Below are 13746 nucleotides of genomic sequence, written 5' to 3' on the forward strand. Positions count from 1 at the left end.
ATTGGATTAAAATGTCAATCGAAAAATGGTTTGACTTTCGAATATCTCATTTGGTTTGGTAAATGTTTTTGGAGAATTTGGAATGTTTGGACCATTTTGATAACGGTGGGTTTCGCAACAAAAACCTCGATATTTTCCAAATTGATTACCAGTTTCGCGTTTCAGTTCATTAGAAGTATACATTCCTGTATAAAAAAGCATACAAGGTTCTGTAGTTTCTACCTCCAATTTACGACCACTTTCTGGCTCAACAACTTCGGCAACTTTCTGTAATTTGAATTTTGCATCATCGAATATAAAAAAGTGTTCGAAACCGGTTCCCATTGCCTTATGAACATCTGCAACTGTTTTCCCAGCTCTTAAGTCATCTACCGCATTATCCAAGTTCAATACAAGACCTGTTGCAGCTCCAGTTTCATCTAATTCTAAGCGTTTTCCTGTTAATACAGATACTTTATGACCTGTAATATCCTTTTGAAAACCAGATAAGTTGAAGTAAGTATGATTGGTTAACGAAAGTGGTGTTAATTTATCTGTTGTTGCTTTATAGCTAATGATTATCTCATTCTTATTCGTTAATTGGAACGTAACGGCAGCCACAACATTTCCAGGAAAGCCTTCCTCCATGTCTGGACTTTTTACTGTCATTTCCACACCTACGGTATTGTCACTATTTATTGATTTTGCCTGCCATACTTTCTTATCAAAACCAAGTTTTCCACCATGCAAATTATTTTCGCCAGCATTCTTTGCCAATTGATACTCTTTCCCTTCCAAATTGAATTTCGCATTCTTTATTTGCGAACAATACCTCCCAACAGTACATCCAAAATAAGGTGAGTTATTCACATATTCTTTTGAAAAGTAGCTGTCGAAATTTTCGAAACCACAAACCAAGTCTGTTCTTTCGGAACTGTTGGCAACTGGAATAGACACAGAGGTTATACATGCACCATAATTCATGATTTTCACAATCATTCCATTATCATTTTCCAATGCAAATAAATCTATTTTACTTTCCTGATAATCTCCAAAGTGTGATTTCTGAATTTTCATATTTTTTGAGCTAAGGATTAATATAACTTATTTTTTTATTCAAACGTTTGAGGGAGGTCCAACTTCTCAACAATCCGACAAGAAATGCAATTTGCTTATTTACCAGGTTCGCAAAAGAGAAGATCGTAAATAAGCAAATGAATATTAAATTTGATAAGGAGCTAACTTTTCCCAGTTAAACGTAACACCGACACCTGGAGCATCTGAAGCAATGGCTCTATGGTTTTCGACCACTAAAGGACGAGTTGTGTATTCATCTATTGGAAAGCTATGAACTTCGAGCCAACCCGAATTCACCTGCGATGAAACGAGGCTTACATGCAATTCCTGCATTCCGTGGGAACAAACAGGTAGATTGTATTTCTGAGATAATTTTGCCGCTTTCAGCCAACCTGTTACCCCTCCACAATTCGATGCATCGGGCTGAATATAGGACAATTTAGCTTGCTCGAAAGCATATTCGAATTCGTGAATGGTATGAAGATTCTCTCCCATTGCCAAAGGCATACCAGTAGCTTCGGCAATTTTCGCAAAACCTAAATAATCATCAGGAATGGTAGGCTCTTCGAACCAAAGAATATCATATTTTTTAAAGGCGTTTGCAGCTTCAATGGCTTTCTCAACACTCATAGAGTAATTCGCATCCACCATAAAAGTAACATCAGGTCCGATTAGTTCCCGAACCGCCTTGATTCTTTGAATATCTTCCTCTAAATTGTCACGTCCGATTTTTATTTTAACAGCATTAAATCCTGAGGCAAGATATCCTTTTATATTCCCTAACAATTTTTCAAGCGGAAATAACAAATCGATACCTCCACAATACGCCTTACAACTGTTTGAATAACCACCAGCCATTTTCCACAACGGTTGATTTGCTTTTTTACACTTAATATCCCAAAGAGCAATATCAACAGCCGATATGGCAAAAGAAGCAATTCCTCCTCTTCCTACATAATGAATATGCCATTCCATGAAATCATAGATCTCATCAATTTTAGATGCATCTTTTCCAATAATAGCTGGAGCAAGATCATGTTCAATCATTGCTTTTATTGCATAACCACCTTTTCCTCCGGTGTAAGTGTACCCTGTACCTTCGCTACCATCTTCCAACACGACAGTTGCTGTAACCAGCTCAAAATGATAATGATCACCATGCTTAGCATCAGAAAGAACCTCAGGTAAAGGTACTTTAAACAACTGTACTTTGATATTTGAAATACTACTGCTCATTCGAAATTAATTATGAATGTAAATCTTCTGAATAAAATTTTCGTCATCCCTTTCCTTCGCAGAAATGACGAAAAGATCATCTTTAAACAACACTTAAGTTTAACTACCCTTTAAATCTTACGTAGAATGTTTTCTTCTCGAGATATTGCTCGAATCCATATTTTCCATCTTCCCCGCCAGTTCCACTCTTTTTATATCCATTATGGAAACCTTGATGCAATTCACCATGACCACGATTCACATAAATTTCTCCAAAATCCAACTGACTATTACAGCTCATGATTTTATTCATATCGTTGGTATAAATCATTGCAGCTAAGCCAAATTCACAGTCATTTGCATATTCAATTACCTGATCGAAAGATGAAAATTTGATTACCGGAAGAATAGGACCAAAAGCCTCTTCGTGAACAATTGTCATGTTTTGTTTTACATCAGTAAGGATGGTAGGCATGAACCAATTTCCTTTTTCGAAGGCTGCACCTTCTGGAGCTTTTCCTCCATATGCCAAAGTCGCACCTTCTTTAAGGCTAATTTCAACCAGCTCGTGCATGTGTTTTAACTCCGATTTATTTACTTTAGCTCCCATATCGGAAGTGGCATCGAATGGATCACCAACTTTAATTTCTTTTACTTTCGCCATAAATTTCTTCATGAACTCTTCGTAGATATCTTCGTGCACATACATTCTTTCATTGCAAGTACAAACCTGTCCGCAATTATCGAAACGAGAATGCAAGGCACCTGCAACAGTTGCATCAATATCACAATCTTCAAAAGCAATAAATGGAGCTTTTCCACCTAATTCAAGTTGCACATGAGCTAAATTCTCTGATGCAGCTTTAAAAATAGCTTGTCCGGCAGGTGTACTACCTGTCATACTTACCATTTTGGTGATTTCGTGCTTGCATAAAGCTGTTCCCATGGTACGGCCTGGACCAGTAATGATATTTAAAACGCCATCAGGAATACCTGCTTTTTTTGCTAATTCGCCTAACATTAAAGTAGACATTGGTGTTTCGGTAGTTGGTTTTACAACAATCGAATTTCCAGCAACCAATGCAGGACCTATTTTTCGACCCGCCAATGCTAAAGGAAAATTCCAAGCTGTAATAGCCACAACTACTCCACGAGGAATTTTCTGAATCCAAATTTGCTCGTTCTCATTGTCTGAAGGAATAATATCCCCTTCGATACGACGAGCCCATTCACAAGCATATTCAATAAATGAACAACAAACATCTACTTCGAACTGAGCTACTTTAAATAGTTTACCTTGTTCTTTGGTTAACACCGTTGCAAGCTCTTCCCGATTTGCTTTTATCTCTGCAACAAAAGCATACATTAACTCAGCTCTTTTACGTGCTGGTATTTTCGCCCAGACTTTTTGGGCTTTTTCTGCCACTTTTAATGCGATAACTGCATCCTCTTCGTTTCCGTTAGCTACGGTTCCAACCACTTCGTCGTTAGAAGGATTAAAAACATTAGCAGTTTCTCCATTAGTTGGTTCTACCCAAGCTCCGTTGATATATTGTTTGAAATTTAAATCCATATTATTTCCGCTGTTTTATTTAAGTATCCTGATTAAAGTAATAGGTAAACAAGTATGAAATACCAAGTGAAATAGGAACAAGTAACAGGAATGTAAATAAAAAACATCCTGGTACTTGTTCCTTATATTTTTGAAACGATTCAATTTATCGTCCCATCCAACCACCATCAACCAATACTATGCTTCCTTGCATATACGATCCGGCCTCTGAACAAAGAAATACGATCGGTCCACCAAAATCTTCTGGTTTTCCCCATCTTCCTGCAGGAATACGTGATAAGATTTGCTCTGAACGAACTGGATCGTTACGCAAAGCTTCTGTATTATCGGTATCGATATAACCTGGTGCTATTGCATTCACATTTACTCCTTTAGATGCCCACTCATTTGCAAAAGCCATAGTCATTTGACCAATAGCACCTTTACTGGCAGCATAACCAGGAACAGTGATACCTCCTTGAAAAGTTAATAAGGAAGCTGTAAACACAATTTTACCAGCACCCCGAGCAACCATTTCTTTTCCAATTTCACGAGTCAAAATAAACTGAGCATTTTGATTTACCTCAATTACCTTATCCCACATTTCATCTGGATGCTCCACTGCAGGTGCTCTTAAAATAGTACCCATTTAAAACAATACGAGTGGAATATAAAGTAATAAATATGGAGATCAACATTTTCCCATAAAGGAAACCAGTGCTTAAAACGACTCTTTTTGCTGCTTGCATTATTATTTTTTAACTTGCTTCCTCTTTTTTCAGGTAGAAAACAATTGTAATATGTAAGGTTTTGAATAGTTATAGTGAATTCCTCTTAGGCACTAAAAAGCCTCACCCCCGCAGCTTTTTGCTTCGGTTTGGTACTTCGGAGGTGCTCCCCCCTACTTAAAAGCTTCGGTTTGGTACTTATTTGCTTCGGTGTCGAAGCTTTTTGCTCCGGTTTGGTACTTATGAGCATCGGCTTGGTACTTATTTGCTCCGGTTTGGTACTTCTGAAGTACCCCCTAGGGTGTTAAATAGAAAAGGCGCTCTTTTTATTTGCCTCGGTTTGTATTCGAGGCGATTGCAGCAGTCGTTTAGGCTTCTTCGCAATGACAACTATCCTTTTTTTTGCTCGTCTCGTCCCGATTAAATGGGATCGTCATTCGTAATTATTTCGCCTTTGGCGAAAAACCCAGACAGTGGGTAAATATTACTATATATCTATTTTCTTACTTTTTAGAGTTACCGGGGAATCTTTTACTTAGATCCTCGTAGATCATATCTGTTCCAGGCACGCCAGCTTTTCCGGCTCCCTTCACGTAATTGTAAAATGCAAGTGCGCCAATATAAGCTTCACTTCCTGAAAGCAACATGGTATCGTCCAATAAATTGGCCAACTGCTGTATGGGTCCATACACTTGCTTTAAAGATTGTACCGCTTCCAAGTCTACTTGTAACTCATCGACTGCCACATAGGGTGGCACCAGATTGGGATTGGCTTGCATGTGCGCATAAGCTTTGCTCACAAAAGCAAAGGTTTTGTCTCCCATTTTAGGAATCACACGGCGGTCGTCGGCCGAAAGATTCTTTAAGTGAGGTAATAATTTATCATCCAATATTTGAATGGCATCCATAACAGCAACTAGGTCGGCCTCTGGAATTTCTACTGAAACTTGGTTTTTAGTTATCATTTTGTTTTTTATTTTGAGTTAGAACCACTGTCTGAAGTTCATTCCTTGGTTTACATCGTTTCACAATAGTACAACGACATAATTTCCGAACTAATGTACAGTAATTTTTCAAATTAAAAACCATCTGCCTAAACAATATATTTATTACTACCGCTCAAAGCCTAGTAAACAAACGTAATTTTTATTTCCCGTGAGCATTATTAGATAATAAGTTAAGATGTATCCATAACGAATACCTACCTCTTGCATCTCTCACTTTATACTTATGTTGCTTTTTTTAATGTTAACAGCCTAATTACCTTTTTAATCTCCTATTTTGTCGCTTACTACTTAATTCCCCAGCGATCCTTCGTATCCCGACAGCTTTCGGGACGAGGTTCGTATAAATTGGCATTGTAACGAACGCGAACAGATTGCCACGGCATCGTTCCTCTGCCTCGCAATGACAATTCAATGTTGCGGTATCTGCGTTTTAATTAATAATTGATAATCCGTAATTAATAATTATCTCTTGTTTATTCTCCTTTACCAATATTATAAACTTTAAAACCAATCGCACTTAATTCCTCTTTGTCCACCACATTTACCTTAATGTGCGGGCATTTTTGGGCAAGAACTGCCATGCTTGGCCCACCTACGTATCCTGCTCCTATGCAACAAATGTTTGTTATTTTTTGTATTGTCATGTTTATATATGTCTTGAAGAGTCTTTTTCGTCGCACAGAATGCCTTCTTCTCCAAATAAGATTAGCTCGTGCGCCGATTTGTATGATTACCGCGTAAACCCAGGGTGACATTCGCTTCACTCATTTGCCCTGAGCTATCATCTATTTGCCCTTCAGGCAAAAGGAGAATTAAAAATTATAATTATTAATTTTTGGCTTGAGATTAATAACACCCCCTTTCTCCCGCCTGAATGGGGGACTAGTGCTTCGGATGAGCTTTATCTTTCCAGCTTTGCTGGTCCCGGCACCTCGGGATTATCATCTTTAATCAAACTTTTCTGCGTAATCTGCGTCAGAATTCTTAATTCCCCAGAGATCCTTGGTCCTTAGGCTTCTCTTAGAGTGACGAGCAATGAGGAGCATCCAGTCTCTGAATTGGTAATTGATAATTTTCAATTCCTAATTGACTCCTCCCTTGTTGGGACAGCCCATTACATCTTCCGCTTTAATTTCTGTTAATACGCAGGCACCCAAAGATTCGAAACGGATGGCCAACCGATGTTTGCCACGCACTTCAATCACCTCACCAAAAACTCCCTTTAAAGGACCGGCAATTACTTTTACCCGATCTCCCATTGCCATATCTGCGCCTCTCATCTCGATTTCCCGCCCCTTATCCGCCAAAAAACAACGAAGTGCATCAATCTGAGCATCGCGAATAACGACCGCTTTTCCAGCAATTCGAACGTAACAAACCGCATAAAAAGAATGCAATACCTCGTCGTACTCTTTTGCACTTACCTGCGCAAAAACATAGGAAGTAAAAAGAGGAGTTTCTACCCATTTTTTTCGATCGCTCCAAACCCGAAGTTGCTTTTGCATGGGCAAATAGGCTTTAATTCCTTTACCACAAAGCTCATCGTACAATTTTTTTTCGGAACGTGATTTGGTATAAATCGCATGCCAGGCATAATTCTTCTTTATTTTTATGATTTGTTTCTCTGTAGTCATAACATTTCACATCATCAATTACAAATAATACCTTCCATACAATTAACAATACAAAATAAGTACTTCCACAAATAAGAGAATTATCTCATTTTATTAAAAACCAAGGGTATAGATACAGCTTCGCCCCTTCAGTCACATGCTATTCATGACTTATTTAACTAATTATCTATCTCAATTGTAAATAAAAAACCTTACTTATGTACTAAAAACACATTCTATCCACAGAGAAAGTCACTGTTTAAAAATGAGAACGCAAATATAATCAAACAGTATAAATAATGCGAATGGTTTGTTTTTATTTGCAAAAATCCCCCAATTAAGGATAAACGTTTTTTTTTGCAAAAAAATATGGGATAGGTAAATTAAATTGAATTTTACAAAAATAGTTTCTTTTTAAAGATGGATACTTGCTTTTATTTGCAGACAAATTCCAAGTAATAACCACCTCCTGTTTTGTAGTTTTGAAGGAACAAAACCTAGCTATATTCCTAGTTACTATATACAAACAATCTTATCGGCCAAACGGATTTTTGTGAGCTTACTGCGAGAAACAAAAGAAACATAAAGTGATATATTTTCAAATAAAGAATAAGAGGTCTGTTATTTATATTATTTATCAGAAAAGATTAATTTTGTTTTTTTTGAGAGAAAAAAAATAAAATTAAGACAAATTAGCTTATAAAAATTACAAGCGCTAAAAAATGAGCAACTGCAATTTTTAGCAATAAAACGCTAAAAATTAGACCATACACACCATTTATCAAGCAATTAATCAATAATGTAATTTTATAAATAATATTTTGATTATTTTCGTGCGTTTAGATGTAATAAACCAAACCCGAACTTCTATGAATTTAAAAAACATCCTTGTTTTATTGACTTTTTCGCTATTCAGTCTTTCGCATGTTACTGGTCAAAAATTACTATCGGTGAAAAAAAGTGATTTTGTGGATGGTAGTGAAAAATCTAATCTTGCTTACTTTAAAATTAAACAAGCAATGGACTTTTCTCAACAAAATGCTGAAAATACGGATCAATGCCTTCCTTTGTTTTTACAAGCTTATGCTTACAAACAAAACAATCCGGAACTAAACTACAACATCGGAATTTGTTACCTGAATGGTCATTTAAAAGAAAATGCAAGCAAGTATCTGCTGGACGCTTACCAATTAAATGCTGCAGTAAGTAAGGATATTTGCTACCAAATAGCTTTGGCACACCAATACGATTCCAATTTCGAGAAGGCCATAAAAATGTATCAGCTTACTATCGAGAACCTTGTAAAAGACAGAGGAAATCGGAACAAAGCACTCATTGAATCCTGCGAGAAACACATCTACGAATGTAAAAACGGCATTGTTTTGCAAGCAATTCCCGCTACCCTAACAGCAAACCGCTTGAATAAAGAAGTGAATTCAAAGTTTAATGACTTAAATCCAATAAAAAAGGGGGATACCTTTTATTTTAGTTCCCAAAGATCGGTGAACTCGAAAGGCCAGCTAATTGAAAAAGTTTACTCGGTAAGCATAGATAATAACAACTATCGGGATCTTAAAAAGGAATACATTCCTTTTGGAAAGGACGAAAATGTAGCTATCGTTAACATCGAAGACAAGGATAAGTTCGTTTTTTACACAGGGATTGATGGTGGCGGAGATTTTGTTTTAGCCAAACAAAAAGGCGGAAGATGGATTGCAAGCGGCGACTTTCCTACCGTAAATTCAGCCATCTCAAGAGAAGCTTCGGCATGTATCGCAGGCAATGAACTGTTCTTTGTTAGTGACAGAGAAGGTGGCGCCGGAGCATGCGACATCTACTTTTGTACCAAAGATAAAAATGACAATTGGTCGCAGCCAAAGAATATTGGACTTAGTATCAATACTGAATTTGATGAAGCAGACCTTTTTGTTACTCCAAACGGAAAAGAATTGTACTTCAACTCCAAAGGACACAACGGCATGGGAGATTACGACATTTTTAAATGTGATCGTCTCGCTAATGGCACGTGGAGCTCTCCTAAAAATATGGGAATTCCGGTGAACAGTCCCTACAACGACATTCAATTTTATAAATCGGAAACGGGAGAGCAATACTTTTCTTCGGATCGAAACGGAGGTGCGGGAGGCTTCGACATCTACAAAACCGAAAAGATTAAAGTAAATACTCCGGATCCTAAAGCTGTCGAGACTTATGCCGCCGCACCTGCAGCACAAGCACCTATTGTGCCGCAAGCGCCAAAAGAAATTATTCCTGAGCTAATCTACCGAATTCAAATTTTAGCCTGTAAAAATGAAGCAAATACCGACCAACTATACAAAATATATCAGGGAAAAGAGCCTATCGAACAACAATTTTTGGATGGATGGAACAAGTATGCCATCGGAAAATTTAAAACCTACGCAGAGGCAGAAGCCTTTAAAGACTCCTGTGGCATTGAGGGAGCTTTTATCGTTCTTTTTAAGAACGGACAACCATTAAAAATAAGAAGGTAAGAATTGATTTTCTTAAGAAACAGTACAAAATAGCTTAGCAAGCACTTAGTAAAAACGAAGAAGAGCCATTCATAATCATTGAAGGCTCTTTTTTTTTTGGGAGCTGCAGATGGTTTTTGGTTTTGTTAAAACCGAGCATGCATTTAAATCAATTTCAAAAGGAAATGAATTTTCGTTCGCCCCTTTGTCATCACTTTTTTTCCGAGCCTAAAGGGCTCAAATATCATAAATCAGGGTAAATGAGCCGCGCGAATACCGCCCTGAAATATTGAACTGACCTGAAAGTGCCACCCCAGATAAAAAAACATTTGGAAGCAATTCTCGTTTGCGTCGGGATACTAAACAACAATAAATCGATTGTTTGTCTATTTGCAAGTATTTTTACCAATAATAATTGCCAGTTCTGCCGCAATATTATTTAGCAAACTTCTTTCTTCCGTAAAAAAAGGCCCCTCGTTCATATCCGGACATTTTTCGGTATAAATAACTTCTACAAGTCCGCATTTTTCATTTTCAACAATAATGGGCGCCACAAGTTTATGCTCACAACTAGTTATGGGAGCGCTGGTATATTCGATGCCATTTACCGTAATTCGGGCTTGAGTTATTTCTGGGTACTGCCAGGCAGGTGGTATTAAATTAATAATTTGATGAATACTATCTTTCAGCGAAACGGAACTTTGCTTGGTAATATTTGACATCTCGTACAAGAAAGCCAACTCTTTTACTCGTTCCTGTAAAAGCGCTTGTGTATACTGGTTGATGAGAATGGCACTTAAAGTTTGTGCAAATTCTTCGAATAAATTAGTGCCCAAACTCGAAAATAACTCTCTCTTAATATTTTTAAGCTGCAGCAAGCCTACTCTTTTATTTCCATATAAAAATGGGATAATTAAAAGTGAACAACTACTCTTTGGCTGCAGTAGATTACTATTTTCAGCCAAACCTAATTTCCGGCGATAAGGAATGGAAAAATTATTAAAATCTATGGTCCAAAACGTTCCTTTTTCGGTAAAAAAAGTGGATGTAGAATCAAAATTATTCGTCAATATTGGCTCCCAAAGCATTGTAGTTTCGTCTTCAGATAGCTGTTGCAACAAGTCTTGTAAACTTATTTTTTTGTATTCAAAAGCGTCCTTTGTGCCGTGTACAAATTCGAACTGCAATTCATTTTCCCGCGTCTGAAATAAAAGCCTTAGTTCCGAAAACTTCAACGAGTCAAGAAGTAAGTTCGAAATTTCGTTCAGAAAAATAGACCTTGGTAACTCGCGGTTAGCAATTTTTAATATTTCATACGACAAGGTGGGAAGGATATTTTTCATTTTCATTCTTTAGATAAATGCACAAAAGCTACTTTTGGCAAAGATATTAAATGCTTGGAATTATTAAAGTACCTAAGCTCAATCATAAAAAAAACAGCAACATGCTATTTGTTGGTACTATTCAAAAAAGAGAGGATGTCCTAAATCAGGAACATCCTCTTCATTTAATGGTGAAGTGATTTATTTTATTCTCCTCTCCCCTTTATTATGCTGCTTTTCCAGGCTTTAGTATCCTTACTTGAAAAAACAGTTGCATCGAGCAGGCATGGGTAAATGTTTGCTTTTTCGCACAATAGCTGAATGCCGTTGGATATAAAATGATAAAATGATTTATCCTGAAGCGCTATCGGAGAAAACAAAATTGGAAACCCAAAATTCTTTAACCATCCTATAAATTGAGGGGTAATGGGAATTTCGTATTTTGTTAAACCTAAAGTTTGTAAAAAGCTTCGTGCCTGTATAGAACCAAAACCTTTAAATACCTTATCGATATAATCAGCCAATTCTCTTTCTTGAGCTACCGTATAATCTTCTGCACTGCACTTCTCCAGCTCAACCATTATTTCCCAATTCGACTGCAAAAGGTAAAAGTAATTTAGAATGAAAAAGTTGATCGTTTTACCCGATGGAATAATTCCATTTGAAGCCAAAGCCTCTTGTACAGCGCTTTCAATATCATATTCTTTCGAAAGAAATTCATCGGTGAATAAAAATGGTGTTTTATTGAAAAAGGCATTTAATTTTTTGTCTTGATTTATATCCTGCTGCCCTGTCAGCAAACATCTTAGCATCTTTTTTAAAATGATATCCTTACTAATAACCAGCTCTTTTCGGCGAATATTTTTAAGCATTCGTTTTTCAACCAAGAGCGTTTTATTATTATTTACAAAATCAACGACCTTCTTGATATCCGAATCGTTTACATCCCAAATAATTTTCATTTTCCTGACCTTTATAAGTTAAAATCACCTGCAGCCTCTGGTTGATAAACTATTTCATCAATTCTTAATTCGGTTAATCCAGCAGGTACCACCCATTCGATATGATCGCCAATTTGATAGCCGATTAGTGCTGTGGCGATGGGAGAGAATATGGATATTTTATGTTCTTTAAAATTTGCATTCCCAGGATAAACAATTTGAAATTCGACTTGTTTGCTGCTGTTTAAAAAACTCAATTTCACAATAGAATTCATAGTAACAACATTGGAAGGAATGGCCTCTGGCTCTACTATTTTGGCCGAATTTAATTCAGCTAATAATTTAGCGGCTTCAACATTGTTAATTGAATTAAACTGTTTAGCATCATTTATGCACTTTTTAATTCGAGCGTAATCAAGTCTGTTTACAATTAATTTACTCATAATTACAAGTTTAAAATTAGTTTGATGTTTTTAAATAATTCGTAACACAAAAAATAACCGATGTTCCTTCTTCAAAATTTGGATTGCTTTTTATCTAGTGAATCACATTCCAACTGCCCGGTAAAAAAATAATTACAGAGAAAAGTCGAAATCATCCTACCAGCAAATTAAGGCATATTATTTAAATTTCGGAACTAAAAAACAGCAAATAGGAAATAGGATTTTTACGGACAAAATCGCCTTCATTTTAATCAATATAGAGCTGGTGAAATGCCATGTAGTAATAAGAAAATTTCCTTTTTTAAGTGGGACTATTTTTAAAAACAGGAGCTGCCTGTATAAACAATCGGCACAACTTCTTTATCCTTCCATTATCTACGAAAAAGAGATAAAGTTGAAGAAAGCTGTCGTCTAGCGAATTGGGTCAAAAGTCCGATAATCAAATTCACTTGTGACGCTGAATAACGAACCCGAAGTATTTTTTTAAGAAGGATTTGTTCTCAGAAATAATCACTTTCCTGCAAATAAATATCCTGTTTCTTCTAATGGTATCATTTTTATGCTAAAAATATAAAAACAGAAATCTCTGTTACTACTAATTACTTAACTCCAAACAACATCAAAAATATTTTTGAGTTTTTTGAAATGTAATAGCCTACGAGGCCATCCTTCTTTACACAAAAAGTATTTTTAGTGAGGTTTTAAACTAATTTTCGTTTACTATTTTTTTGGAAAAAGCTTTGTAGATTTATCTGGAAAAATTACATTTGCACATCATATGCCTTTTGGTGCATATGAGTTATTTGTATTTCCTTTTAAGTATGGGGGCATTGAGCAACGAAAAAATAAGGAAATAAAATTCACATTACGCGAAATAGCTCTTTAAAAAGAAACCTTTAATTATAATCCAATGAAACCTACGCTACAATACAGCATTACTATTTTTAAAGCTTTATCCGAAGTAACTCGTCTTAAAATTATATGGCTTTTAATGAATATGGATTCTAAAATCTGCGTTTCTGAAATCATTGAAGTCTTAGAAGAACCTCAATACAATGTTTCTCGCCATCTTAAAATCCTTAGTAAAGCTGGTTTACTTGAAGAAAGTAAAGAAGGTAAATGGGTTTACTATTACATAAAAAAAACAAATAGTGAATTTTTACAACACATTAAAAATGCGGTTAGTATCATATCTAAAAACGATATGACAATGGAAATACAACGTTGTAAACAAAAACTATTAACTCGGGATAAATAAGTTAAAATCAAAAACTCAAATATAATTTGTTGGGATTGCTATGCTTTTTCGTATGCACCATAACGCATATGACGGAGGTTATAATCTTATTTTCAGTAACTATAATAATTAAATAAAAA

General features: G+C 36.0%; 11 protein-coding genes and 1 pseudogene. 2 read left to right on the forward strand and 10 right to left on the reverse strand.

Annotated features, from left to right (window positions below):
• Positions 1 to 6: 6 nt before the first annotated feature.
• From BZG02_RS10355 to BZG02_RS10385, 7 genes and pseudogenes are all read right to left on the reverse strand, one after another.
• Positions 7 to 1056 carry an aldose epimerase family protein gene (locus tag BZG02_RS10355; RefSeq protein WP_101261358.1) on the reverse strand — a complete coding sequence of 350 codons (1050 nt, stop codon included), beginning with the start codon at positions 1054 to 1056 and terminating at the stop codon, positions 7 to 9.
• Between the two features lie 144 nt (positions 1057 to 1200).
• Positions 1201 to 2292: a mandelate racemase/muconate lactonizing enzyme family protein gene (locus tag BZG02_RS10360; protein ID WP_101261359.1), complete on the reverse strand. Its 1092-nt coding sequence runs from the start codon at positions 2290 to 2292 to the stop codon at positions 1201 to 1203.
• Positions 2293 to 2395: 103 nt separating this feature from the next.
• Positions 2396 to 3844, reverse strand: coding sequence for an aldehyde dehydrogenase (gene aldA, locus BZG02_RS10365; RefSeq protein WP_101261360.1), 1449 nt, complete (start codon positions 3842 to 3844; stop codon positions 2396 to 2398).
• A 145-nt stretch (positions 3845 to 3989) separates the two neighbouring features.
• A pseudogene (locus BZG02_RS10370) lies at positions 3990 to 4469 on the reverse strand (SDR family oxidoreductase); the annotation flags it as partial.
• Between the two features lie 585 nt (positions 4470 to 5054).
• Positions 5055 to 5516 carry a hypothetical protein gene (locus tag BZG02_RS10375; protein WP_101261361.1) on the reverse strand — a complete coding sequence of 154 codons (462 nt, stop codon included), beginning with the start codon at positions 5514 to 5516 and terminating at the stop codon, positions 5055 to 5057.
• A gap of 515 nt (positions 5517 to 6031) precedes the next feature.
• Positions 6032 to 6202: a hypothetical protein gene (locus BZG02_RS10380; RefSeq protein WP_218972214.1), complete on the reverse strand. Its 171-nt coding sequence runs from the start codon at positions 6200 to 6202 to the stop codon at positions 6032 to 6034.
• A gap of 438 nt (positions 6203 to 6640) precedes the next feature.
• Positions 6641 to 7192, reverse strand: a complete 552-nt coding sequence (locus BZG02_RS10385) for a UpxY family transcription antiterminator (RefSeq protein ID WP_101261362.1) — start codon at positions 7190 to 7192, stop codon at positions 6641 to 6643.
• Positions 7193 to 8040: 848 nt separating this feature from the next.
• Here BZG02_RS10385 and BZG02_RS10390 point away from each other — a divergent pair.
• Positions 8041 to 9684, forward strand: coding sequence for a PD40 domain-containing protein (locus BZG02_RS10390; protein WP_101261363.1), 1644 nt, complete (start codon positions 8041 to 8043; stop codon positions 9682 to 9684).
• A 365-nt stretch (positions 9685 to 10049) separates the two neighbouring features.
• On the opposite strand, the gene BZG02_RS10395 is transcribed toward BZG02_RS10390, so the two are convergent.
• The 3 genes from BZG02_RS10395 to rnk all read right to left on the reverse strand — a co-directional run bounded on the left by BZG02_RS10395 (position 10050) and on the right by rnk (position 12369).
• Positions 10050 to 11006 (reverse strand): hypothetical protein, encoded by a 957-nt coding sequence (locus BZG02_RS10395; RefSeq protein WP_143470451.1) that lies wholly within the window; start codon positions 11004 to 11006, stop codon positions 10050 to 10052.
• A 185-nt stretch (positions 11007 to 11191) separates the two neighbouring features.
• Complete coding sequence (locus BZG02_RS10400) at positions 11192 to 11947, reverse strand: hypothetical protein (protein WP_101261365.1); 756 nt, start codon at positions 11945 to 11947, stop codon at positions 11192 to 11194.
• An 11-nt stretch (positions 11948 to 11958) separates the two neighbouring features.
• Positions 11959 to 12369: a nucleoside diphosphate kinase regulator gene (gene rnk / locus BZG02_RS10405; RefSeq protein ID WP_101261366.1), complete on the reverse strand. Its 411-nt coding sequence runs from the start codon at positions 12367 to 12369 to the stop codon at positions 11959 to 11961.
• A 910-nt stretch (positions 12370 to 13279) separates the two neighbouring features.
• Here rnk and BZG02_RS10410 point away from each other — a divergent pair.
• Complete coding sequence (locus tag BZG02_RS10410) at positions 13280 to 13627, forward strand: ArsR/SmtB family transcription factor (protein WP_101261367.1); 348 nt, start codon at positions 13280 to 13282, stop codon at positions 13625 to 13627.
• The last annotated feature ends 119 nt before the right edge of the window (positions 13628 to 13746 follow it).

The sequence above is a fragment of the Labilibaculum filiforme genome (assembly GCF_002843315.1).
Classification (GTDB): Bacteria; Bacteroidota; Bacteroidia; order Bacteroidales; family Marinifilaceae; genus Labilibaculum; species Labilibaculum filiforme.